The 22,399-nt window shown below is 75.1% G+C and carries 15 protein-coding genes and 2 pseudogenes; 13 read left to right on the top strand and 4 right to left on the bottom strand.

The annotated features are described in order from the left end of the window. Nucleotides 1-181: 181 nt before the first annotated feature. The 6 genes and pseudogenes from ACWGSR_RS01130 to ACWGSR_RS01105 all read left to right on the top strand — a co-directional run bounded on the left by ACWGSR_RS01130 (nucleotide 182) and on the right by ACWGSR_RS01105 (nucleotide 5,331). Nucleotides 182-1,249, top strand: coding sequence for a DUF3533 domain-containing protein (locus ACWGSR_RS01130; RefSeq protein WP_453562814.1), 1,068 nt, complete (start codon nucleotides 182-184; stop codon nucleotides 1,247-1,249). Nucleotides 1,250-1,383: 134 nt separating this feature from the next. After that, nucleotides 1,384-2,100, top strand: a complete 717-nt coding sequence (locus ACWGSR_RS01125; RefSeq protein WP_376246758.1) for a type 1 glutamine amidotransferase domain-containing protein — start codon at nucleotides 1,384-1,386, stop codon at nucleotides 2,098-2,100. Between the two features lie 79 nt (nucleotides 2,101-2,179). Then, nucleotides 2,180-3,628: pseudogene (locus tag ACWGSR_RS01120) on the top strand (aldehyde dehydrogenase family protein); the annotation flags it as partial. 85 nt (nucleotides 3,629-3,713) lie between these two features. Next, nucleotides 3,714-4,313 (top strand): sulfite oxidase-like oxidoreductase, encoded by a 600-nt coding sequence (locus ACWGSR_RS01115; protein WP_453562813.1) that lies wholly within the window; start codon nucleotides 3,714-3,716, stop codon nucleotides 4,311-4,313. Beyond that, complete coding sequence (locus ACWGSR_RS01110; protein ID WP_453562812.1) at nucleotides 4,313-5,014, top strand: FAD-binding oxidoreductase; 702 nt, start codon at nucleotides 4,313-4,315, stop codon at nucleotides 5,012-5,014. Before ACWGSR_RS01115 ends, ACWGSR_RS01110 begins: the two co-directional genes overlap by 1 nt. A 32-nt stretch (nucleotides 5,015-5,046) precedes the next feature. Then, nucleotides 5,047-5,331, top strand: coding sequence for a DUF6510 family protein (locus ACWGSR_RS01105; RefSeq protein ID WP_376246749.1), 285 nt, complete (start codon nucleotides 5,047-5,049; stop codon nucleotides 5,329-5,331). A 6-nt stretch (nucleotides 5,332-5,337) separates the two neighbouring features. Here the strand turns inward: ACWGSR_RS01105 and ACWGSR_RS01100 are convergent, their stop codons facing one another. Then, complete coding sequence (locus ACWGSR_RS01100; RefSeq protein WP_453563109.1) at nucleotides 5,338-5,604, bottom strand: hypothetical protein; 267 nt, start codon at nucleotides 5,602-5,604, stop codon at nucleotides 5,338-5,340. A gap of 10 nt (nucleotides 5,605-5,614) precedes the next feature. On the opposite strand from ACWGSR_RS01100, the pseudogene ACWGSR_RS01095 reads away from it, so the two are divergent. Beyond that, nucleotides 5,615-6,010: pseudogene (locus ACWGSR_RS01095) on the top strand (MMPL family transporter); the annotation flags it as partial. A gap of 154 nt (nucleotides 6,011-6,164) precedes the next feature. Here ACWGSR_RS01095 and ACWGSR_RS01090 read toward each other — a convergent pair. Next, nucleotides 6,165-7,313 (bottom strand): PucR family transcriptional regulator, encoded by a 1,149-nt coding sequence (locus ACWGSR_RS01090; protein ID WP_453563098.1) that lies wholly within the window; start codon nucleotides 7,311-7,313, stop codon nucleotides 6,165-6,167. A 160-nt stretch (nucleotides 7,314-7,473) separates the two neighbouring features. On the opposite strand from ACWGSR_RS01090, the gene ACWGSR_RS01085 reads away from it, so the two are divergent. From ACWGSR_RS01085 to ACWGSR_RS01065, 5 genes are all read left to right on the top strand, one after another. Beyond that, the gene (locus tag ACWGSR_RS01085) at nucleotides 7,474-8,961 is read left to right on the top strand and encodes a long-chain-fatty-acid--CoA ligase (protein ID WP_376245884.1); all 1,488 of its coding nucleotides are present in this window, start codon (nucleotides 7,474-7,476) and stop codon (nucleotides 8,959-8,961) included. A 160-nt stretch (nucleotides 8,962-9,121) separates the two neighbouring features. Then, nucleotides 9,122-10,096, top strand: coding sequence for an alpha/beta hydrolase (locus ACWGSR_RS01080; RefSeq protein ID WP_453562811.1), 975 nt, complete (start codon nucleotides 9,122-9,124; stop codon nucleotides 10,094-10,096). Nucleotides 10,097-10,231: 135 nt separating this feature from the next. Then, nucleotides 10,232-11,581: a hypothetical protein gene (locus ACWGSR_RS01075; protein ID WP_453562810.1), complete on the top strand. Its 1,350-nt coding sequence runs from the start codon at nucleotides 10,232-10,234 to the stop codon at nucleotides 11,579-11,581. Between the two features lie 248 nt (nucleotides 11,582-11,829). Beyond that, a complete protein-coding gene (locus ACWGSR_RS01070; RefSeq protein ID WP_453562809.1) occupies nucleotides 11,830-13,134 on the top strand; it encodes a hypothetical protein in 1,305 nt (434 codons plus the stop codon). A gap of 63 nt (nucleotides 13,135-13,197) precedes the next feature. After that, nucleotides 13,198-14,409, top strand: a complete 1,212-nt coding sequence (locus ACWGSR_RS01065; protein WP_376245895.1) for a cation:proton antiporter — start codon at nucleotides 13,198-13,200, stop codon at nucleotides 14,407-14,409. A gap of 39 nt (nucleotides 14,410-14,448) precedes the next feature. On the opposite strand, the gene ACWGSR_RS01060 is transcribed toward ACWGSR_RS01065, so the two are convergent. Together ACWGSR_RS01060 and ACWGSR_RS01055 are read right to left on the bottom strand one after the other, a co-directional pair. Further along, nucleotides 14,449-16,512: a hypothetical protein gene (locus tag ACWGSR_RS01060; protein ID WP_453562808.1), complete on the bottom strand. Its 2,064-nt coding sequence runs from the start codon at nucleotides 16,510-16,512 to the stop codon at nucleotides 14,449-14,451. 117 nt (nucleotides 16,513-16,629) lie between these two features. Further along, nucleotides 16,630-20,163 (bottom strand): LuxR C-terminal-related transcriptional regulator, encoded by a 3,534-nt coding sequence (locus ACWGSR_RS01055; protein ID WP_453562806.1) that lies wholly within the window; start codon nucleotides 20,161-20,163, stop codon nucleotides 16,630-16,632. A gap of 547 nt (nucleotides 20,164-20,710) precedes the next feature. On the opposite strand from ACWGSR_RS01055, the gene ACWGSR_RS01050 reads away from it, so the two are divergent. Continuing rightward, the gene (locus ACWGSR_RS01050) at nucleotides 20,711-22,318 is read left to right on the top strand and encodes a S8 family peptidase (protein WP_376245904.1); all 1,608 of its coding nucleotides are present in this window, start codon (nucleotides 20,711-20,713) and stop codon (nucleotides 22,316-22,318) included. Nucleotides 22,319-22,399: the final 81 nt, after the last annotated feature.

The following is a 22,399-nucleotide window of genomic DNA, read 5'->3' as shown; positions in this document are numbered from 1 at the left end:
GTTTGCACTACTCACATTAGGGCATGGATGTAATCGGTGCAAACATCGAAGGGTGTGGGCCGCGCCGCAGACGGACGGCCCGTGCCCGACCGCCGGAACCCCCGGCGCGTCCCGGCGTGTCGACAGCCGTTCGGGTGCTTCCCGCCTGCGCGGGCACCTCTCCTCCCGGACCGTTGACACCATGAAACAGAGCACCTTGTCCGAGGTGAAGGACGCCGTCACTCCACGGGCCACCCTGCTGGTGATCGGGGTGATCGCCCTCCAGCTGCTGTTCGTCGCCTCCTACGTGGGAGCCCTCCACGAGCCCAGGCTCAAGGACGTGTCCTTCGGTGTGGTGGCGCCGCAGGCCGTGGTCGGACAGACGGTGGACCGCCTGGACGGGCTGCCGGGCTCGCCGCTGGACCCGCGCGCGCTGCCCGACGAGCGGACGGCCCGGGAGCGGATCGTGAACCGGGACCTCTACGGGGCGCTGGTGGTGAACCCGGCCGGCACCACCGACACGCTGCTCGTCGCCTCCGGCGGCGGCAGGGCCCTCTCCCTCGCGCTGGGCACGCTCGTCGCCACCGTGGACAAGGCCCAGGGACGCACCGTCCGCACGGTCGACGTCGCCCCGGCCTCCCCGCACGACTTCAACGGCCTGTCGTCGTTCTACCTGGTCATCGGCTGGTGCGTCGGCGCCTACCTGTGCGCGTCGATCCTCGCGATCAGCGCCGGCGCCCGCCCGGCCAACCCGACCCGCGCGGTGACCCGCCTGGGCACGATGACGCTGGTCGCACTCGCCGGCGGACTCGGCGGCGCGGTCATCGTCGGGCCGATCCTGCACGCCCTGCCGGGCAGCGTCTGGGCGCTGTGGGGACTCGGCGCGCTGCTCATCTTCGCCGTCGGCGCCGCGACGCTCGCCCTCCAGGGCCTCTTCGGCGTCATCGGCATCGGCCTGGCGATCCTGCTCGTCGTCATCGCGGGCAACCCGAGCGCGGGCGGCGCCTTCCCCGCGCCGATGCTGCCACCGTTCTGGCAGGCGATCGGCCCGGCCCTGCCACCGGGCGCGGGCACCTGGGCGGCCCGCTCGATCTCCTACTTCCACGGCAACGGCATGACGTCCGCCCTGCTGGTCCTTTCGGCCTGGGCGGTCGTCGGCGTCCTCGTCACCATGCTCGCGGCGGTGCTGCGGCAGCGCCGCGCCGCGGACGCGGGACCTTCCGGGACGGAAACGGGCGGGGCGGCGGGGCACACGGCGCCGGGGACGTAGGGGCGCCGGCGGGGAAGCCCGGTCGCCCGCGTCCCGCCCCGGGCGGATGATGGGGTGAGCCCCTTGCGGCGCGTCCCGGTCGACGCGTCCGTCGGAACGCCGGTGAACCGGTTTCGGCAGGAGGAGGGTCCGTGGTGACCAGGGTGCTGTTCGTGGTGTCGGCGGCCGATCGGTGGACGCTGCGGGACGGGGAGGTGCATCCGTCCGGTTTCTGGGGCGAGGAGCTGGCGATGCCGCACAAGATCTTCTCCGGGGCCGGGTGGGACATCACGATCGCGACGCCGGGCGGGAAGGTGCCGACGCTGGACCGGCTGAGCATGTCCAAGACGGCCGGGTGGCCGTCGAAGCTGCGCGAGGTGGCCGCGTACCTGGAGACGATCCGGGGCGTGCTGAACAGCCCCCGGCCGCTGGAGGAGATCGATCCGGACGACTTCGACGTGGTGTTCTACCCGGGCGGACACGGCCCGATGGAGGACCTGTCGGTCGACCCGGTCTCCGGCGCGCTGCTCACCCGCGTCCTGGCCTCGGGCAAGCCGCTGGCGCTGCTGTGCCACGCGCCGGCGGCGGCGTTCGCGGCGAGGAACGAGGACGGGTCCTGGCCCTTCACCGGATACCGGATGACGGGCCTGTCGAACCTGGAGGAGAAGTTCAACAGCTTCGGCCGCAAGGCGGTCTGGCTCCTGGAGGACCGGCTGCGGGAGAGCGGGGCGGAGTACTCCAAGGCCCGCCTGCCCCTGCGGTCGTACGTGGTCGTCGACCGCAACCTCTACACGGGACAGAACCCGCACTCCTCCGAACGCCTCGCCGAACGCCTCGTCGCCGACGTCACCGCGGCGGCGGGGACCCGCTGACCACGAACCGTCACGAGAGCCCCCGCACGGGAGGCCGCCACCCACCACCCGGCACGACACCACCGGAACCACCTGGAAGGCACGCGTACCCATGACCGGAACCGCCGCCGCGTCCGTGGCCCGGCAGGAACAGGACATCGCGGAGACCGTCGCACGCCTCCGGGCCGCCTTCGACTCGGGCGTCACCCGGCCCGCGGCCGGGCGCCGGCGCCGGCTCCACGCCCTGCGCCGCCTCCTCCGGGACCACACCCCGGCCATCGAGGAAGCCCTCTACGACGACCTGCGCAAGGGGCGCACCGAGTCGCACCTCACCGAGATCGGCGGAGTCCTGGCCGAGATCGAGCACGCCCTGCGCCACCTCGACCGCTGGATGAGGCCCCGGCGGGTCGCCGTACCGATGAACATCAAACCGGCGACGGCCCGCATCCACCCCGAGCCCCTCGGCGTCTGCCTGATCATCGCGCCCTGGAACTATCCGGTGACCCTCACGCTGAACCCGCTGGTCGGCGCCCTGGCCGCCGGCAACGCGGCCGTCGTCAAACCCAGCGAACTGGCCCCCGCCACCAGCGCCCTGCTCGCCGACCTCCTGCCCCGCTACGTGGAAACCGTCGCCGTCGTCGAAGGAGCGGTCGAGGAGACGACCCTGCTGCTCGCACAGCGCTTCGACCACATCTTCTACACCGGCAACGGCACGGTCGGGCGCGTCGTGGCCGCCGCCGCGGCGAAGAACCTGACCCCCGTCACCCTCGAACTCGGCGGCAAGTCACCCGTCTTCGTCGACGAGACCGCCGACACGGCCGTCACCGCGCGCCGGCTGGCCTGGGGCAAGTTCACCAACGCCGGCCAGACCTGCGTCGCCCCCGACTACGTCCTCGTCACCCGCGGCGCCCGCGACTCCCTCCTCGACGCGCTGCCGAAGGCCGTCCACCGGATGTTCGGCCCCGACCCCCGCACCAGCTCCGACTACGGGCGCATCGTCAACGACCGCCACTTCCGGCGCCTGACCGGCCTCACGACGGAGGGTGAGCTCCTCACCGGAGGCGTCTGCGACGCGGAGGAGCGCTACATCGCCCCCACCGTGCTGACCGACGTGCCGCCCGGCGCCCCCGTCATGACCGAGGAGATCTTCGGCCCGATCCTGCCGGTCCTGACCGTGCGCGACGTCCACGAGGCCGTCGACTTCGTCAACGCCCGCGACAAGCCCCTCTCCCTGTACGCCTTCACCCGCGACAGGAAGGCCCGGCGGGCCCTCCTCGAGAAGACCTCCTCCGGCGGACTCGTCTACAACGCCCCGATGATCCACCTCGGCGTCCCGAACCTGCCGTTCGGCGGCGTCGGGGAATCCGGCACGGGCGCCTACCACGGGAAGACGTCCTTCGACACCTTCAGCCACCGCAAACCGGTCCTCTCCAAACCCACCAGGCCCGACACCCTGAGCCTCGTCTACGCCCCGCACACCTCCCGCTCCTTCGCCCTCGTCGCCAAGGCCGTCTCCCGGACCCACCCGCTCCTCGGCAGGAGGCGCTGACCGGCCGGGCCGCCCCGCGCGACGGCCCTCCGGGTTGCACGGGTGCGACGGGCGGGGACCATGGGGAGGGAGGAGGAACGCGCCCATGGGCGAGCTGTCACCGGGATTCCACGGAAAGGCCCGCGACCTCGTGTCCAGGCTGCCGCCGGGGCAGTACCCGACGGAGTCGTTCCCGGTCCTGTCCGCGGGTCCCACCCCGCACATCCCCACCGACCGGTGGTCGTTCACCGTGACCGCCGAGTCCGGCGAGAGCCGCACGTGGACGTGGGAGGAGATGATGGCGCTCCCGCAGGAGGAGCCCACCGTCGACATCCACTGCGTGACCCGTTGGTCGAAGTTCGACACCCGCTGGCGCGGCGTCCCCCTCGACGCCTTCCTCGACGAGGTCGAGACCGCCGCCGGCTTCGTCGTGGCCGAGTCCTTCGACGGCTACACCACCAACCTCCCGCTGGAGGACGTCACCGACGGCAAGGCCTGGCTGGCACACTCCTTCGACGGCTACGCGCTCTCCCCGGACCACGGCGGCCCGGCCCGGCTCGTCATCCCCCATCTGTACTTCTGGAAGTCGGCCAAGTGGGTCAAGGGCCTCATCCTGACCCCGGACGACGAACCCGGCTTCTGGGAGTCCGCCGGCTACCACTCCTACGGCGACCCCTGGCGCGAGCAGCGCTACGGGAGCGACTGATGCGCGGCTGGCGGCGGGCCCGCCTCACGGAGCGGACGAAGCAGACCGCGACCGGCCGCACGCTGGAGTTCGAGGTCCCCGCATGGCCCGGACACCTCCCGGGCCAGCACGTCGACGTACGGCTGACCGCCGACAACGGCTACCGGGCCGTACGGAGTTACTCGCTCGCCGCTCCCGCCGACGCCGACAGGATCGAACTGGGGGTCCAGGCCGCGTTCGGCGGCGAGGTCTCCCCGTACCTGGCCGACGACCTCCCCGTCGGCGCCGAGGTCGAGGTCGAGGGACCGCTCGGCGGCTGGTTCGTGTGGACGCCGAGCGACCGCGGCCCGCTCCTGCTGGTCGCCGGCGGCTCCGGCATCGTGCCGCTGATGGCGATGCTGCGGGCACGGCTCGCTTCCGCGTCGGACGACCCCTGCGCGCTCCTCTACTCCGTGCGCGACCCGGACGAGGTCTGGTACGCCGCGGAACTCGACGCCGCCGGTGAAGCCGTCGACGTCCGGCTCCTCCACACCCGCACCGCGCCCGACGGCTCCGAACGCCCCCCGGGACGCATGACGGAACTCGACCTCCCGGTCCCGCCGTCCCCGGCGGACGCCCGCTGCTACGTCTGCGGCCCGACCGGGTTCGTCGAGCACGCCGGCGCCCTGCTCCTGGCCGCCGGACACGCGCCCGACCGGATCCGTACCGAACGCTTCGGCTGACCCACCCGCGCCGCACGGTGAGGAACCCCCCCATGAACGAGCACCCCCTGTACCTCGACGGCAACGCCCTGGCCGGTCCGCTCGGAGAGGTCTTCGCCGTCGACCCGACCACCGCCTGGCGGCCGTGCCCCTCCTGCCGGCTGCCCGCGACCGTGGCCGAGCTGCGCGTCTACGGACCCGAACCCGGCCTGACCGCCCGCTGCCCCGGCTGCGAGGCCCTCGCCCTGCGCGTCGTCACCCAGCCCCGATACCTCTGGCTCCAACTCGGCGATGGGGCGGGCGCCTTCCGCTTCGCCCTGCCGCCCACCGCGCCATGAGCCGCGTCAGGCGTCCTTCAGGTGGATCCCCCTGGTCTCCCGCATCAGGGAGCACGCGACGCCCGTGAACGCGCACAGCAGCATGATGGAGAGGCTGGAGAGCCGGGCCGCGCCCCACTCGACGAAGAGCTGGTTCAGGTACGGCGCGGTCCCTCCCCCGAAGACGGCGACGGAGACCGAGGACGCCACCAGGAGCGTCCAGCCCTCCGAGCCGATCAGACCGGTGAGCGGGATCTGCGGGGCGATCATCAGCACCGCGAACGCGATCGTCATCGGACGGCGCCGGATGCGCGAGCACTACGAGCACGGCAAGGATCCGGCCGAGGCCGTCGCCCGGGGCGTCTCCAGCAGTGCCCGGGTCGTCGTGGCCGCCGCGCTGATCATGATCGCGGTCTTCGGCGGCTTCGTGTTCAACGAGGACCCGATCATCAAGTCCATCGGCTTCGCACTCGCCTTCGGCGTGTTCGTCGACGCCTTCGTCGTCCGCATGACGCTCGTGCCCGCCGCCATGGCCCTGCTCGGACGGCGTGCCTGGAGCATGCCCCGGTGGCTCGACCGGCTCCTCCCGGACGTCGACATCGAGGGCGCGCGCCTGCCCGCCCCGACGCCGGCCGGATCCGCCGCCCATCCGGAGGCCGGGGAGGAGTCCCCGCGCCGCGAGACGGCCGCCCGGGTCTGAACGACCCGCGCCGGACTCCGGGGCCGCCGACGCCCGTGGGGGGGGGCGACGGCGGCCCCGGCTCCCGCCCCGCACCTCCCGTCCGCCACGGGAGGTGCGGGGCCTTTTCACGCCGTACGGGCCACGGCCCGGCGGCACCCGGCCGGGCGCCGGGTCACTCCGCCCGGGCGCGGACCGCCAGGAGCGCCGCCCCGATGTCCGTCGTCGCGCGCGGATCGGAGAGGGACCGGCCCGTCAGCTCCTCGACGCGCCGGAGGCGGTAGCGGACGGTGTTGGGGTGGACGAAGAGGCCCCGCGCCGTGGCGTTGGCCGAGCCGCCGGAGGCGAACCAGTGCTCCAGGGTGCCCAGGAGGCGGGACCGTTCCGCGGCCGGCAGGTCGAGGACCGGCCGGAGCGTCACCTCCACCAGGCGGGCCGCCTCGGCGGGCGCCGCGGCGACGACCATCGCCAGCGGGTCGTCGTCGAACCGGGCCACACCGGGACCGGTGCCCGGCAGCCCGGACAGGGCCAGGCGGGCGAAGCGCAGGTTCTGCGGGGCGCCCTGGAGCGAGGAGAAGCACGGGCTGAACCCCACGCGGGCGCGGCTGCGCCGCAGGACGCGGAGGCAGGCGCCCTCCGCCGCGGCGGTGGGCAGCGCGATCAGCGCGAGCTGCTGGTCCGGCAGCAGCCGCCAGGCGGAAGGGAGCTCCGCCCGGCGCAGCTCCGCCTCCACGCCGGCGAGGGGCTCCTCGCCCGGGGCGCCGGCCTCCGCGACGGCGACGGCGTACGGCCCCTGCTCGGGCAGCCCCAGCTCCCGGGCGGCCTCCCACAGGGTGTGGTCGGTGATGACACCGGTGAACAGCGCCTCCACCAGGGCGTAACGCCTCGCCTGGCCCCGTGAGGTCAGCTCGGCGGCCGTCTCCCGGTAGGCGATCGCCACCGCCTCCGCGTACAGGCCGAACAGCGCCCAGAAGTCCGCGGACTCCGACACCAGCAGGTCGTCCGACACCTCCGGACGCGTGCGCGCCTCCGCGACGATCTCCGTCCACAGGAGTTCCGAGCCGATGCGGTACGCGCGCAGGGTGTCGGCCAGCGGGACGCCCTGCTCCGCCCTGGCCCGCCCGGTCTCACGGGCCGCCTCCGCGTCCGGGGAGCCCTTGCGGCGCAGGTGCGACAGCACGAAGTCCGCGTTGGCGTGGCAGGAGCGCCGCAGCGAGTCCAGGGGGATCAGCGACTCGCCCTGGTAGGCGTCGACGTCCGAGCGGATGCGGAGCGCCATCCTCTCGGCCAGTTCCGGAAGCCTCGACTGGAGCGCCGCGGCCACGCCCGAAAGGTCCATGTCCGCAGCTTAGTCCCACTGCTTTGTCGCGGCGGACAATCCGGGGGGCCGAGCGCTGTCGCACAGGCCATAGGACACGCCGGTGGACGACGACAAGATGTCGGCGATGTAAACATGTGGTGCTCTCGTGTTACGGAGGCGGGTCATGGCCAATCTGGCAGGGTTCCTCGTGGAGACGGCCGGGCGACAGCCCGAGCGCCCCGCACTGCGCCTGGGGGAGCGCGTCCTCACCTACGCGGAGCTGGACGAGCACAGTGCCCGCGCCGCCGCCCTGCTCAGGGCCGAGGGCGTACGGCCGGGCGACCGGGTCGCTCTGATGCTGCCCAACGTTCCCGAGTTCGTCGTCCTGTACTACGGCGTCCTGCGCGCCGGAGCGGTCGTCGTTCCCATGAACCCGCTCCTGAAGACCAGGGAGACCGAGTTCCACCTCGCCGACTCCGGCGCGGTGCGGCTCTTCGAATGGCACCAGGCGCCGGGCGAGGGGGCCGCGGGAGCCGCCGCCGCGGGCGTGCCGCACACCGCCGTCGAACCCGCCGCGTTCGCCGCGGCCCTGGCCGGGCACGAGCCGCTGTCCGAGGTCGCCGCCGCGGACGGCGAGGACATGGCCGTACTCCTGTACACCTCCGGCACCACCGGACGGCCCAAGGGCGCCGTCCTCACCCACGCCGGACTGCGGCACAACACCGAGGTCAACGGCGTCCAGATCCAGCGGATGACGCCCGAGGACGTGGTGGTGGGCTGCCTGCCGCTGTTCCACATCTTCGGACAGATCTGCACCATGAGCGCGGCCGTCCGCAGCGGCGCCTCGCTCGTCCTGATCCCCCGCTTCGAGCCGGGGGCCGTCCTGGACGCCGTCGCCCGCGAGCGGGCCACCGTCTTCGAGGGCGTCCCGACCATGTACGCGGCGCTGCTCCAGCACCCGTCCGACGCGGACGTGTCGACGCTGCGGATGTGCATCTCCGGCGGCGCCTCGCTGCCCGTGGAGATCCTCCACGGCTTCGAGCGCCGGTTCGGCTGTCCGGTCCTGGAGGGCTTCGGCATGTCCGAGACCAGCCCGGTCGTCACCTTCAACCACCCCGACCGCCCGCGCAAGGCCGGCTCCATCGGCACCCCCATCCGGGACGTGGAGGTGCGGCTGCTCGACGACGAGGGACAGGACGTGACCCCCGGCGAGATCGGCGAGCTGGCCGTCCGGGGACCCAACGTGATGAAGGGCTACTGGAACCGCCCCGAGGAGACGGCCGCCGCCGTTCCCGACGGCTGGCTGCGCAGCGGCGACCTGGCCCGGGCGGACGAGGACGGCTACCTGTACATCGTCGACCGCAAGAAGGACATGATCATCCGCGGCGGCTACAACGTCTACCCGCGCGAGATCGAGGAGGTACTGCACGAGCACCCCGCCGTCGCCCTGGCCGCCGTGCTGGGCGTCCCGCACGCCGAACTGGGCGAGGAGGTCGCGGCCGCGGTCGTGCTCCGTCCCGCCGCGCGGGCCACCCCCGAGGAGCTGCGGGAGTACGTCAAGGAGCGGATGGCGGCCTACAAGTACCCGCGCAGGGTGTGGCTCGTGGACGCGCTGCCGCTGGGACCGAGCGGCAAGATCCTCAAGAGGGAGATCGTCCTGCCCGCGGAGTGACCGCCCGTCGGGCCCGGTGGCCGGGTTGCGGGGGGTGGGAGGGGCGCGAACGATGGGACCGGGCGTTGCCGTGTCCGGGCAGTCGTTCCCACCGGGTCGCGGCCGGCGAGGCCGCGCGCAGCAGGGCACTGGTGTGCCCTTTCTCGTTCCAGGAGTGGACATGAGCGATCTTCCTCCTCCGATCACCCCGTATCTGGAGCCGGCGGCGAAGGAGTTGTGCGAGGCGACGGATCCGCATCCGCGGATCTACGAGGTTCCGCCGGAGAAGGGCCGGGACATCCTGCTCGGTCTGCAGAGCGACGCGAGCGTGCCCCGTCCGGAGGTCGACGAGGAGTGGGTCGACGTCGACGCCGGGGAGTGGGGCACGGTCCGCACCCGCATCATCCGGCCCAAGGGCGTCTCCGGGCCGCTGCCGGTGGTCTTCTACATCCACGGCGCGGGCTGGGTCTTCGGCGACGACAAGACCCACGACCGGCTCTTCCGCGAACTCGCCGTCGGCGCGGGCGCGGCGGGTGTCTTCCCGGTCTACGACCGGGCGCCGGAGGCGAAGTACCCCACCCAGGTCGAGCAGAACTACGCCGTGGGCCAGTGGGTCCTCGAACACGGCGCCGAGCACGGCCTGGACACCTCGCGCGTCGCGGTCACCGGCGAGTCGGTCGGCGGCTGCATGTCGGCGGTCTTCGCGCTGATGAACAAGGAACGCGGCGGCATCGACCTCAAGGCCCAGTGCCTGCTCTACCCGGTCGCGAACGCCGACTTCGACACCCCCTCCTACCTCCAGTTCGCCGAGGGCTACTACCTCACCCGCGACGGCATGAAGTGGTTCTGGGACGCCTACACCACCGACCCCGCCCAGCGCGCCGAACACCACGCCTCCCCGCTCCGGTCGACCCTGGACCAGCTCAAGGGCCTGCCCACCACCCTGGTCATCACCGACGAGGCCGACGTCCTGCGCGACGAGGGCGAACAGTACGCCAACAAACTCCGCGAAGCGGGCGTCGACGTCACCTCCGTCCGCGTCGCCGGCATGGTCCACGACTTCCTCCTCCTCGACAGCCTGCGCGACACCCGCGCCGCCAACGTCGCCCGCAAACTCGCCGTCGACTTCCTCGCCACCGCGCTCCACGACGGCTGAGACGACCGAACCCCGTACGGTCCGGGCCCCCGACGCCCGCGCGGCAGGGGCCCGGACCGTCGCTCCGCGCCGACCGCCGTCCTCCGCGGCACCTGCGGTGACCCGGGGGAACACCGCGTCTGTAGTCTGCGAGCCATGGCGGCTGGAACGGGGACGGTGCACGACTTCTGGGGACGCAGACTGCTCGTGGACGCGGGCGTGGATCCGGACGATCCGCGGCTGGACGCGCGCGAGTACGCGGACCGGGGGACCGCGCTGGCCGTGAAGGGGTTCGACTCCGAGGAGCCCTGGCGGGCCGAGGGCGCGGTGGCCCTCGCCTCGGACATCCTGCTGCGATGGCGCACGCCCCGGCCGGAGTTGACGGCCGGCCTGGTGCGGTGCCTGGAGTCCCGCCACTTCCATGCCCGGGGCGACGCGGCGCTGGCGCTGGCGCGGCTCGTGTCGGCGGACTCCCCGCCGGACGTCACAGCGGCCGTGCCCGCGCTGATCGCGGCCGCCGGCCACTCCTACGACCGGGTCGCCGGACCGGCGGCACTGGCCCTCGCCCGTCTCGGCCGCCCGGAAGCCCTCGCCCCGGTCCACCGGTGGCTCGCGTCGAGCGACCGGCTCCCCTTCTTCCAGGTGACGTCGCTCGGGCGGATCCTGCGGCCACTGGTGGGCCACGCCGACGCGTTGCTCCCCGGAATCCGCCGCCTGCTCGTCGACTCGGCCGGCAAAGAGGGACTGCGCCCGGTCCTCGCGACCCTGGCGTCCTGGGGCCCCGCCGCGAGCGGGGCGGTCCCGGAGCTCGTGTCGACGCTCGCCACCCGCAACGTCCGGTGGGCCTGCGACGCGCTCGGCGGCATCGGCCCGGCCTCGGCGCCCGCGGCGGACGTCCTCGACCGCTTCGCCCGCGGCGTCGCGCAACCACCGCGCCACGACGGCGGCACCCCGTTGCCGAACGGCGTACGGAGATGGCACGGCGCGCAGAACGCGGCGTGGGCGCACTGGCGGATCACCGGTGACCCGCAGGTCTTCCTCGCCTTCGCGGAGGACGCGGCATCCCGGGGCCTGAGGGGTGCCGACCTCGGCCGCCTGGCGGAGTTGGGGCCGAGGGCGACGCGCTGCGCGACCGCCCTCCGGCCGTTCCTCGAATCCCCCGGCCCGTGGACCCGCGTCCGGGCCGCCCACGCCTGGTGGCGGATCACCGGCGACACGGACGCCGCCGTGCCGGTACTGCTGGCCGCGCTGGAACCCCTGAGGGCGGGCGACGCCGACGGGCCCTGCCGCGCGGCGGTCCGTTACACCGCCCGCCTCGGCGCCCCGGCCGCCGGAGCGGCACCCCTCCTCGAAGCGGCGCTGTCCTCCGACCGGCGCTTCCCGGCGGACGTCTACCTCGCCGCACGCGCGGCGCTGGCAGCCTTCGGCGACGTCCCCGCCGACGGTCACCGCGCGGCACCGGGTGCGCCCGGCCCCGGCGAGGGGTGCGCGGACTCCGCCGCGTGACGACACCTGGGCCCCGCCGCTCCGGACGTCCTCGGGAGGCGGGTCGACGACGTGCACACGCAGCGTGCGGACCTGCCCGGGCGCCGAAGGACCGGAGACCACGGTGCCGTGACCGCCCCGCCGGAAGCGTCACGGGAGCGCGGACCGGGCGCGGCCACGCCCCTCGGAAGGAGCACTCCCGCTCGCGCGCGCGGAGGAACGGAGGTCGGCTGGGACCGGGGGCGATCGCCGTGAACGAGGAGGTGCCGGTGCCGGACGACGGATCGGCCGCGCGGGCCGACGGGCGGGCGGAGCTCCAGGAGCTCCGCGCCCGGGTGGCGACGCTCGAGGCCGACCGGACGCGCCGCCCGCCGAAGCACCGCGCGAAGTCCTTCCTCGCCGTCGTCCTGATCGTCCTCGGCTGTGTGCTCGCCCCCCTCGGGATCGTCGCCGCCTGGGCGGCGGACGTGGTGGGCGACACCGACCGCTACGTGGAGACCGTCGCCCCGCTCGCCTCGGACCCGGCCGTCCAGGACGCCGTCGCCGACCGGGCCACCGACGCGCTCATGACGCGCATCGACCTGTCGACCCTGCTGTCCGACGCCGCCCCCGAGGAACGGCCGCGCCTGGAGAAGGCGCTGGGCGGCCTGGGCGACTCCCTGGAAGGAGCGGTCCGCGGCTTCGTGCACGAGAAGGCGCGGGAGGTCACCGGCTCGGACGCCTTCGCGACCGTCTGGACGGAGGCCAACCGCAAGGTCCACGCCTCCGTGGACAAGGCCCTCACGGGGAGCGGCGGCGGTGCGGTCCGGCTGGAGGACGACACGGTCACCCTCGACCTCGCCCCCGTCGTCGAGCAGGTGAAACAGCGGCTCGTGGACGAGGGCATGGGGTTCGCCGCGCGGATCCCGGAGATCCACACCGACTTCACGCTCGTCCGGTCCGACGACGTCGGCAAGGTCAAGAACGGCGTACGGCTCCTCCAGATCGCCGGCGACCGGCTGCCCGTCCTCGCGGTCCTCCTGGTGGCCGGCGGCGTCCTCCTCGCCCGGCGACGGCGCAGGGCCCTGGTCGCGGGGGCCCTGGCGGTGGCCGTCACGACGGGGCTGCTCGGCATCGGGCTGCGCGTCTTCCGGGCGTTCTACCTCGACGCCCTGCCCGCCGGCGTCTCCCCGGAGGCCGCCGGGGCGGTCTACGACGCCCTGACCCGGCTGCTCCACACCATGGTCAGGACGGCCGTCGCCCTGGGCGTCGTCGTGGCCCTGGCCGCCTGGCTCACCGGGCGGGGCCGGCGCGCCCGTCTCGTCAGGGGCCTGTGGACCTCGGGCATCGGCGCGGCCCGCGCCACGGCCGACCGCTCCGGCCTGCGCACGGGCCCGGTCGGGCCCTTCGTCCGCCGGCACCGCACCTGGATCGTCTGGATACTGGTGGTCGCGGCGCTCGCCGCCTACGTCCTCTGGTCGTACCCCACCGGCTGGGTGGTGGTCGGCCTCGCGCTCGCGCTGCTGCTCGCCCTCGCGGTGGTGGAGTTCCTGGCCGCCGACCGGCCCGCCGGGCCCCCGCCGCCTTCGGCGTGAGCCCGCGGGCCCGTCCGGAACGGCCTCACCGGCGATCCGCGCACCGCGTGCTAGACACCGGATGTGCCCTCCGCCGCCACCCTCCTCCTGATCATGTCCGTCGCGGTCCTCGCGCCCCTGCTCGCGGACGGCGTCTCCCGCCGGGTCCGCGTCCCCCTGGTCGTCTTCGAGATCGTCCTGGGCATCGTCATCGGCCCGGACGTCCTCGGGTGGGCGCGCTCGGACGAGGTGATCGACGTCCTGTCCGAGCTCGGCCTGTCGATGCTCATCTTCCTCGCCGGGTACGAGATCGAGTTCGCGAACGTACGGGGCGGACTCCTGCGCCGCTCGCTGGGGGCGTGGCTGGTCTCCCTGGCCGCCGGGCTGTGCCTCGCGCTGCTGCTGAGCGGCGGGGACGTCTCCGCCGCTCTCGTCGTCGGCACGGCGCTGACCAGCACCGCGCTGGGCACCGTGCTCCCCGTCCTCAAGGACGCCGGGGAGCTGAAGGGCCGCTTCGGGGACGTGACGATGGCGTTCGGCGCGGTGGGCGAGTTCGGGCCCGTGATCGCCATGGCGCTGCTCCTGAGCGGCCGCAGACCGGCGGAGTCCGCGGCCGTCCTCGTCGCGTTCGGGCTGATCACCGCCGGGGCGGTGGTCCTGGCGATGCGGCCCCCCGCCCCGTGGCTGTCGCGCCTGATGGTCAAGACGCTCCACAGCAGCGGCCAGTTCGCCGTCCGCTTCGTCATGCTGCTGCTCGCGGCGATGCTGGGGCTGTCGGAGGCGTTCGGCCTCGACGTGCTGCTCGGCGCCTTCGCGGCGGGCCTGCTCACCCGGCTCGTGCTCGACGCCGCGGCACCGGAGAGCAGCGCCGAGATCCTCGGCAAGGTGGAGGCCATCGGCTTCGGTTTTCTCGTGCCCCTGTTCTTCGTGGTCACCGGCATCGAGTTCCGGCTCGACGAACTCCTGGGGAACCCCGGGACGCTCGCGCTCGTCCCGGTCTTCCTGCTGCTGTTCCTCGTCGTACGGGGCCTGCCCGTGTACGTCCTCGCGCCCCGCGACCTCGGCCGGTCCGACCGCTCGGCGCTGGCCCTCTACGCCGCCACGTGCCTGCCGCTCGTCGTCGCGATCACCACCATCGGGGTGGACCAGGAACTCCTCGACGGGGAGGAGGCGGCCGCGCTGGTCGGCGCGGCGATGCTCTCCGTACTCGTCCTGCCCCTCGTGGCGGCCCGGGTGAGGAAGCCCGGCGGCGCGAGACCGGCGGAGCGCACCTCGTCGGACACCGAGGCGTGGTGACCGGACGGCCGGAGGACCCGGGACCCTCCCGGGCGTGCCTCAGCCGTCGGCGTGCCGGTCGATCCAGGTCAGGGCCGCCGTCCGCTCGGCCCCGGTCGGCGCGGGCCTCACCTGGTCGGGGTGGCGGACCAGGGCGTGCGCGCGGGCGGCCCGCAGGCCGATCGCGCGGGCCTCGGGGGAGAGGCCGGGGTGCTCGGCGACCTCCAGGGCGCGCTGCCACCAGCTCCGGCTGCGGTCGTCGACGGCGTAGTGCCACAGGGGCTGTCCGGGGTCGGCCACGCCGATCAGCACCCGCCGCAGCGCGTGCGGGTGGATCTCGGGAGTGCCGAGCAGCCGGTCGGCCACGAACAGTGGGTGCTCCCCGTCGAGGCGGGCCCGTACCAGCACCCAGGTCATGAGCTGGCCCACGTCGTGGGCGGACGAGGTGACGAAGTCCCACAGCTCGGCGGCCTTGGCCTCGTCGGGGGCGCCGAGGTGGGTGAGGAGCCGCAGCTCGTCCTTCCAGACCGGCCGGGACCCGTTCCACCAGGAGACCAGCCTCCCCGCCGCCGGATGGTCCAGGTCCAGGGCGAGGCACGTCAGGGTGACGAGCGGATGGCGCCATTCGGCGTACGTGGTCCGGTACTTCCTGGTGAGGTCCTTCAGCCGGCGCGGCAGCAGCGCTCCGGCCTCGGACTCCCCGGCCAGGCCGTGGGCGAGGAGGAGTTCGAGGCAGAACCCGAGCCCCTGCAGCCCGGTCCGGGGATCGGCCACCCGCTCCCGCAGCCAGTCCACGTCGGCGTCGGTGAGCGTCCGGTACCGGTGCCACACGTCGCCCAGCGCGCCCTCGGAGGCGGTGAGGTCGGGCCCGGTGCCGGACAGGAGCCCGTCCCGGGCGGCCTCGTAGCGGTCCACGGCGGCCAGGAGGCCGTCGGCGCCGGAGAACACGCCGTGACCGGGCCGGAGCGCCTCCTCCCGCACCTGGCCCACCCGGTCGCGGGCCGCGTCCGCGGCGAGGACGCGCAGGGCACGCGGCAGCCGTTCGTCGGTGCTGAGGCGGACCGCCGTCAGGGCCGACCAGGACAGACCGGCCCGGTGGTCCGCTCCCGTCTCCCGGCGCCGGTCGGCCGTGACGGCCCCGGCCAGCGCCTCGTACAGGCCGCGCAGCGAGGCCTCCGGCGCGCCGCGCGCCTCCAGTTCGGCCGCGAGGGCTGCCGCGGCCCGCACCGCGTCCGGCTCGTGGAGCGCGCGGTGCAGCGCCAGCCAGGCGTGGACCGCCCCCCGGTCACCGGTGAGCGCGCTCTCCCGTACGACGGCCAGGCCCCGTTCGGACGGCACCCGGCGCAGGACGGGGGCGGTCTGGGCCCCGAGCCCGGCGACGACCTCCCACGCCTCCTCGAAGCCGTGGCGCAGCAGGGCGTGGAGCAGCTCCTTCCACGCGCTCCACCCCGCCGGCCGTCCTTCGTACTCCTCCCGCCAGGCGCGCAGCAGCCGCGCCGTCTCGTCGGGCGTGAGCCCGTCCCGGCGCTCCAGCGCGACCGCGAACCGGGTGGCGGCGGAGAGGACCAGGGGGCCGCGCAACCGCTCGTGGAGCCACCCGGCCTCGGCGGGGGACAGCGGCCGGTACGCGAAGGAGAGGGCGGAGCGGTCCACCGGCTCGTCGAGCGCGGCGAGGAACTGGCGCACGCCGTCGGTATCCGCCGGGTCGGGCAGGCCCGTGTCGTCCCGGCGGGTGATCCGGTCCAGGCCGAAGGCGCCCCCCGGCCCGTTGTCGACGATCCGGAAGCCGGCCGGCCCCTCGCCGAGCCCGGCGGCGACGGTGCCGTGGTCGCCGCCCCAGTGCAGCAGCAGTTCGCCCGTCAGGGCGCCGGAGCGGTCGAAGGCCCGCCGGTGGGACTGCCAGTGCCAGTACGCGAAGGAGACCGGGGTCGACAGGCCCCGCACCGCGGCGAGTTCGGCGGCGTCCTCGTGGCCGTCGGACTGGGTGAAGCGGCTCCGGGTCGGCGGCGGGAGCACGAGGAACCCGTCGCCGCCGAGCCCGCGCCACCAGGTCGTGAGCGCGGCGAGGTCCGAGCGCCTCCGCGCCGCGCGGCGGCCGTCCGTGCCGCTGCCGGGGTCGTCCACGTGCCGCTCCCTGCGCTTCCGGGTCCGTCGAGGACGGTCCTTCCGCCCGCGATCCACCCTGCCACAGGGGTCCGACACTCCTTCCGGGCGGATCTCCGGGAGGCCCCGGCGGGGCGGCTACCGCCGACGCGGCTCCGCCCCGCCGTCCCCCCACGCCGCCAGGGCGATGCCGGTCCTGGACGAGGCGTTCAGCTTCCGCATGATGCGGGCCACGTGGTGCTCCACGGTCCGGGTGGAGAGGACCAGGCTCTCGGCGATGTCCTTGTTGGCGCGCCCCTGGACGACCAGCCGGGCCACCTCCTGCTCGCGCGGGGACAGCTGGTCGCCGTAGCCGAGCCGGCCGCGGCGGTGGGTGGTGACGATGTCGTGACGGCGCAGCAGCCGCCGGCAGCGGGCCACGTCCCAGCGGGCGTCGAGCCGCCGGTAGACCTCGACCACGTCCCGGACCTCGTCGGCCGCCGCCTCTCCGCGCAGGCCGAGCAGGCAGCGGCCCCGGGCCTCCGCCGCCCGGGCCGCGTCGAAGGGGCGGCCGAGCAGCCGCCACCGCGCCTCCGCGTCGGCCAGCAGCCCGACGGCCTCGTCCGGCCGGTCCCCGGCCTCGGCGAGCAGTGCCCGGCACACGGTCAGGGCGGCCCGCGCGGCGGGCGCGTCGCTGCCGGCGGTCCCGGCCGCGAAGTCGGCGACGAGCCGGCGGGCCCGCGCGGTCTGCCCGCTGCCGTGCAGGGCCTCCACGGCGACGGGCAGCACCTCCCCGGCCCACACCCAGCCGCCGGTCCGTTCGAGGCGGTGCAGCACCTCCTCCACGGCCTCGCACGCCTGCCCCGGCCGCCCGGCCTCCAGATGGACGCGGGCCGTGGCGGCGGCGGAGGCGGTGAGGATGAGCCCGGTGTCGTAACGGGTGGTACGGGCGGCCTCCGCCAGGTCGTGGCGGGCCCGGGGGACGTCGCCGAGCACGTGCAGCGCGGTCAGCCCCCGGACCAGCATGGCCTCGGGGGTCAGGTCGGGTATCTCCCGGTAGAGCCGGGCGGTGCGGTCGGCGGCCGCGTGCAGCCCCTGCCAGCGGCCCTCGTGCCAGGCGAGCACCAGACGGGCGGTCTGGACGAGCCCCTCCAGGTAGGGGCTGCTGGTGTCGGCGAGGCCGTCGGCGGCCCGGTCGAGGAACTCCCGGCCCCGCGCGCCGTATCCGAGGGCGCTGGACGCGTGCGCCAGGTTGGTCCAGCCCCGGGCGTGGTGCGCGGTCTCCATCGCGGACCCGGCCGGGCCGCGCAGGGCCTCGGCGGCGGTCCAGGCCCGCGGGTCGCCGAGCAGCATCAGGGCGGTGGCGCGGTTGGCGGCGATCGCGGCGCGGGCGACCGGGTCGGTGACCCGGTCGGCGAGCGCCTCGCCGCGCTCCAGCCACTCCCGGTGGCGGTCGACGGGCCAGCCCTTGATGGAGGGGATGGCGGCGACCGCCATGGCGCGGGCGGCGGTCTGCGGGTCGGACGCCTCCAGGTCGGGAATGGCGCGGGCGACCTCGTTGAGGCTGTCGAGCGCCCCTCCGCTCTGGTTGCGCAGGACGACGCTCAGGTGCAGCCGGATCTCGCCGCGCAGCCGGGGCGGCGGGTCGTCCTCGTCGAGGACCCGCCGCACCGCGGCCACCACCGGCTCGCCCGCGCGGGCCAGTTGCGCGGTGCGGGCCAGTTTCGCGGCGGTGCGGATCCGGCCCTCCGCGCGGGGGTCCTCGGCGACGGCCCGGGTGTAGAGGCTGGTGGCGGTGGCGTAGTCGCCGCCGGCGGCGGCCCGGTCGGCGGCCGCGACGAGACAGCGCAGGGCCTCGCGCACCCGTCCGGCCGCCGCGTAGAGCCGGGCGAGGTCGGCCAGCGGCGGCGGCCCTCCGCCCTCCCGGCGCAGGGCCCGGGCGGCGCGCAGGCTCAGCCGGGCGAGCCGCGGCCCGGAGAGGAGCGCCAGCGCGGCCCGGCGGTCCAGCGGGTGCCGGAAGACGGGGCACGGGCCGTCGGCCCGCAGCACGGACCGGCGTACGCACGCGTCCACGGCCTCCTCGGCCCGTTCGGGCGCGAGGTCCGCGACCTCGGCGAGCACGCCGACGGGCACCGCGAGCCCAAGGACGGCCGCCGCCTCGACGATCCGCCGGGCGTCCCCGGCGAGCGGGGCGCACCGCCGGGCCAGCTCCCGCCGCACCCGGACGGGCACCCCGACCTCCCACACGGCGGCGCACACCGGCCCCACCACCCGACGCCCCGTCACCCACTCGTCCTCGCCGTCCGGGTGGCCCGCCACCCGGAGAGACGCGCCTGCCCGGGAGCTGGTCATCCAAGGGGGCCCGTCTGCCCGGGAGTTCGCCACCCGAGGAGGCCCGCCCGCCCGGGAGTTCGCCATCCGAGGAGGCCTGCCCGCCCGGGAGTTCGCCACCCGGCCGGTCCCGCCCGTCCACGCCTCCGCCGTCCGGTCGGCCTCATCCGCCCGGTTGACTCCGCCCGCCCAGGAACCCGCCGTTCGGCCGGCCTCTCCCGCCCGGCCGGTCCCTCCCGCCCGATCGGCCTCTCCCGCCCGGGGCCCCGGCGTCCGGCCCGCCCGGCCCACCCATGGATCTCCCGCCCCGTCGGTCCCGCCCGCTCCGGACCCCGCCCCCCGCTCGGCCCGGCCCGTCGTCCACGCCCCCGTCGTACACGCCCCTGTCGTCCACGCCCCCGTCGGCCCGTCGGTCCCGTCCCTCCGGCAGGGGCCGTCCTCCCCGTCCTCCCGCAGCAGTTCCCCGGCGCTCCGCAGCAACTCCCCGGCGGCGCCGGGGAATCCGCCGGTCAGTTCGTGCACGAGCGCGGCCAGCTCCTCCCGTTCGTCCGTCCGCCCCGGCCGGTGCGCGTCGAGCCAGCGGTGGACGAACTCGCCCGTCTCCCCGGCGGTCCAGGGCCGCACGTCGATCTCCTCGACCCGCACGCCCTCCGGGGCGCGGACGCCGAGGACCGGCAGCCCGGCCGCGGTGTCCTCGGTGACGACGAGGCGCAGTCCGGCCGGCATCGCGTCCGTCAGGCGGTGGAGCAGGGCGAGGGTCGCGGGGTCCGCCCGGTGGACGTCCTCCACGACCAGGACGACGTCCCCGACCGACGCGAGGAGCGCCCCGATCGCACGCGGCAGCAGCCCGCGCAGCACCTCCGGACCGGCCGTCGCGGCGGGCGGGTCCGGCAGCCGGTCGGCCAGTTCCGGTACGAGGAGGCCGACGGCCCCGGTCACCGCGGGCAGCGGCCGGTCGGGGAGGCGGGTCCGGTACGGCAGCCCGGCCAGCGCGTCGGCGACGGGCCCGAGCGGCACCGCGTCCGCCGTGTCGGGGCACGTCCCGCGGAGCTGCGTCCACCGCGCGAACTCCGCCCGGCCGAGCACCTCGTCCACCAGCCGGGACGTCCCCGCCCCCGCCGCCCCCCGTACGACGGTGAGGCCCGGCCCCGCCCGCAGCGCTTCCCGCAGGCGCCGCTGCTCCCCGGCCCGCCCGACGAGCCCGCCTCCGCCGGCCGTCCCTCCGCCGGGCCCCGGGGGGCGGGGATCCCCATGGAGGGGGTCCGTGCGCAAGGGCCCCGCACGGAGGGGATCCGTACCGGAGGTTTCCGTGTCGCGAGGCCCCGTACCGCAGGACCCCGTACCGGAGGAACGTCTCTCCACGGCTCCGCCTCTCGCCGACCACCGGCCCGGAGGGCCCGTCGTACTTGGGCAGGTGGTCTACCCTCCGGACGGCCGATGTCGCAATAGGGGTCCACCACCTACGGAATGCGGGCGCCCGTACCGACCGCCCGCCCCCACTCTTTGGGTAGCGCTACGGATTGCTGCGTTCCTCCCGCCTGACCGAAGCTCTGGGCGGTCCGGCGACGCCGTTCCGTGCACCGCGGTCCCCAGCCGGCGGAGGTACGGGGACGGCCGCACCCCACGCGGTCGTCCGGCGTGGCCGGACCCGTGCCGTACGGAGCCGACTCCGTGCGGCGCGCCACCCCACCCCCCACCGCCGTGGGCGCCGACACCCGAAGGCGCCCGCACGACCGCCACGACCGGGCGATTGTCATGATCCCGACAGGGATCGCGTCCCGGTGCGCCGGCGGTCCCCCTCCGGACGCGCGCCTCCCACCACCGACGGAGCGTGTCCGGAGCCCACCGGGGCGACGGGTGCCGCCCTCCGGGCCCGAGCCGGGCCCGGACACCTCTCAAGGGAGAAACCATGGAGTTCGACGCTCGTGCCCTCCGGCGCCTGCTCGCCGTCGGCGCCAGTGCCGCCCTGCTCGCCGGGGCCGCCTCGACCGCCGGGGCCACGGCCGCCCCCGTACCGCCGGGCGGCGGCGAGGGCCGCATCGTCGGCGCGGACCGCCCCGGCGCGGTCGACGGCTCCTACATCGTCACCTTCAAGGACTCGGTCGCCCGTGCCGACGTGCCCGCCTCCGCGAAGGCGCTCGCCGAGCGGCACGCCGGCAGCCTGCGCCACACCTACACCGCCGCCCTGCGCGGCTTCGCGGTGCGGATGACGGAGGCCGAGGCCAAGAAGCTGGCCGCCGACCCGTCGGTGGCCCGGGTGGAGGCCGACGCGGTGGCGTACGCCGTCGACACCCAGCCCAACCCGCCCTCCTGGGGCCTGGACCGCGTCGACCAGCGCGACCTGCCGATCGACAAGGGCTACACCTACGGCACCACCGCCTCCAACGTGAACGCGTACATCGTGGACACCGGCATCCGCATGAGCCACCGCGACTTCGGCGGCCGTGCGGTCAGCGGCCACGACTTCATCGACAACGACTCCAACGCCTCCGACTGCCAGGGCCACGGCACCCACGTCGCCGGCACCGTCGGTGGCGGCGCGTACGGCGTGGCCAAGGGCGTCAAGCTGATCGGCGTCCGGGTGCTGAACTGCCAGGGCACCTCCGGCGACACCTGGGCCCCGGTCCTCGCGGGCATCGACTGGGTCACCAAGAACGCGGCGAAGCCGGCCGTGGCCAACATGAGCATCGGCGGCGGCAAGACCCAGTCCGTGAACGACGCCGTGGCGGCCTCCATCGCCTCCGGCGTCACCTGGGTCGTGGCGGCCGGCAACAACAACGCCGACTCGTGTTCCTACTCCCCGTCCTCCACCCCGTCCGCCATCACGGTCGGCGCCACCAACAGCCGGGACGCCCGCGCCACCGGCTGGTCCAACGGCCAGGGCTCCAACTACGGCTCCTGCCTGGACGTCTTCGCCCCCGGCGACAGCATCGTCTCCACGTCCAACTCCGGCGACACCGCCTCCCAGTCGATGAGCGGCACCTCCATGGCCGCCCCGCACGTCGCCGGCGCGGCCGCCCTGCTGCTCGCCGCCAACCCGACCTGGACCCCGGCCCAGGTCCGCGACAAGCTGGTCGCCGACGCCACCTCCGGCAAGGTCACCGACCCCCGCACCGGCTCCCCGAACAAGCTCCTGTACACGGGCACCGGCAGCACCACCCCGCCGCCCACCGGCAGCAAGTTCGAGAACACCGACGACGTGCAGATCCGTGACAACGCCACCGTGGAGTCGCCGATCACCGTCACCGGCGTCACCGGCAACGCCCCCGCGAACCTGGCCGTCACCGTCGACGTCCGCCACACCTTCCGCGGCGACCTGAAGGTCGAGCTGGTCGCCCCCGACGGCGGCGCGTTCGTACTGAAGAACCACAACTCCTCCGACGGCGCCGACCACGTCCAGGGCACGTTCACGGTCGACGCCTCCGCCAAGGCCGCCAACGGCACCTGGAAGCTCCGCGTCACCGACAATTGGGTCAACGACACCGGCTACGTCAACGCCTGGTCGCTCCAGTTCTGACCCCGCACCGCCCCGCACCGCCCGCGCCCCCGGAGCAGTACGGCTCCGGGGGCGCGGCCGTCGGGTGATCCGGGGGGCAGG

It is taken from the genome of Streptomyces sp. NPDC055632 (assembly GCF_053618675.1).
The sequence above is the reverse complement of the archived record's forward strand: the minus strand, read 5'-3'. Positions and strand labels throughout refer to the sequence as shown.

Coding starts and splice junctions, on each gene's coding strand:
- ACWGSR_RS01130 (WP_453562814.1), top strand. CDS start 182: ATGAAACAGAGCACCTTGTCCGAGGTGAAGGACGCCGTCACTCCACGG.
- ACWGSR_RS01115 (WP_453562813.1), top strand. CDS start 3,714: ATGGGCGAGCTGTCACCGGGATTCCACGGAAAGGCCCGCGACCTCGTG.
- ACWGSR_RS01110 (WP_453562812.1), top strand. CDS start 4,313: ATGCGCGGCTGGCGGCGGGCCCGCCTCACGGAGCGGACGAAGCAGACC.
- ACWGSR_RS01105 (WP_376246749.1), top strand. CDS start 5,047: ATGAACGAGCACCCCCTGTACCTCGACGGCAACGCCCTGGCCGGTCCG.
- ACWGSR_RS01100 (WP_453563109.1), bottom strand. CDS start 5,604: ATGACGATCGCGTTCGCGGTGCTGATGATCGCCCCGCAGATCCCGCTC.
- ACWGSR_RS01085 (WP_376245884.1), top strand. CDS start 7,474: ATGGCCAATCTGGCAGGGTTCCTCGTGGAGACGGCCGGGCGACAGCCC.
- ACWGSR_RS01080 (WP_453562811.1), top strand. CDS start 9,122: ATGAGCGATCTTCCTCCTCCGATCACCCCGTATCTGGAGCCGGCGGCG.
- ACWGSR_RS01075 (WP_453562810.1), top strand. CDS start 10,232: ATGGCGGCTGGAACGGGGACGGTGCACGACTTCTGGGGACGCAGACTG.
- ACWGSR_RS01050 (WP_376245904.1), top strand. CDS start 20,711: ATGGAGTTCGACGCTCGTGCCCTCCGGCGCCTGCTCGCCGTCGGCGCC.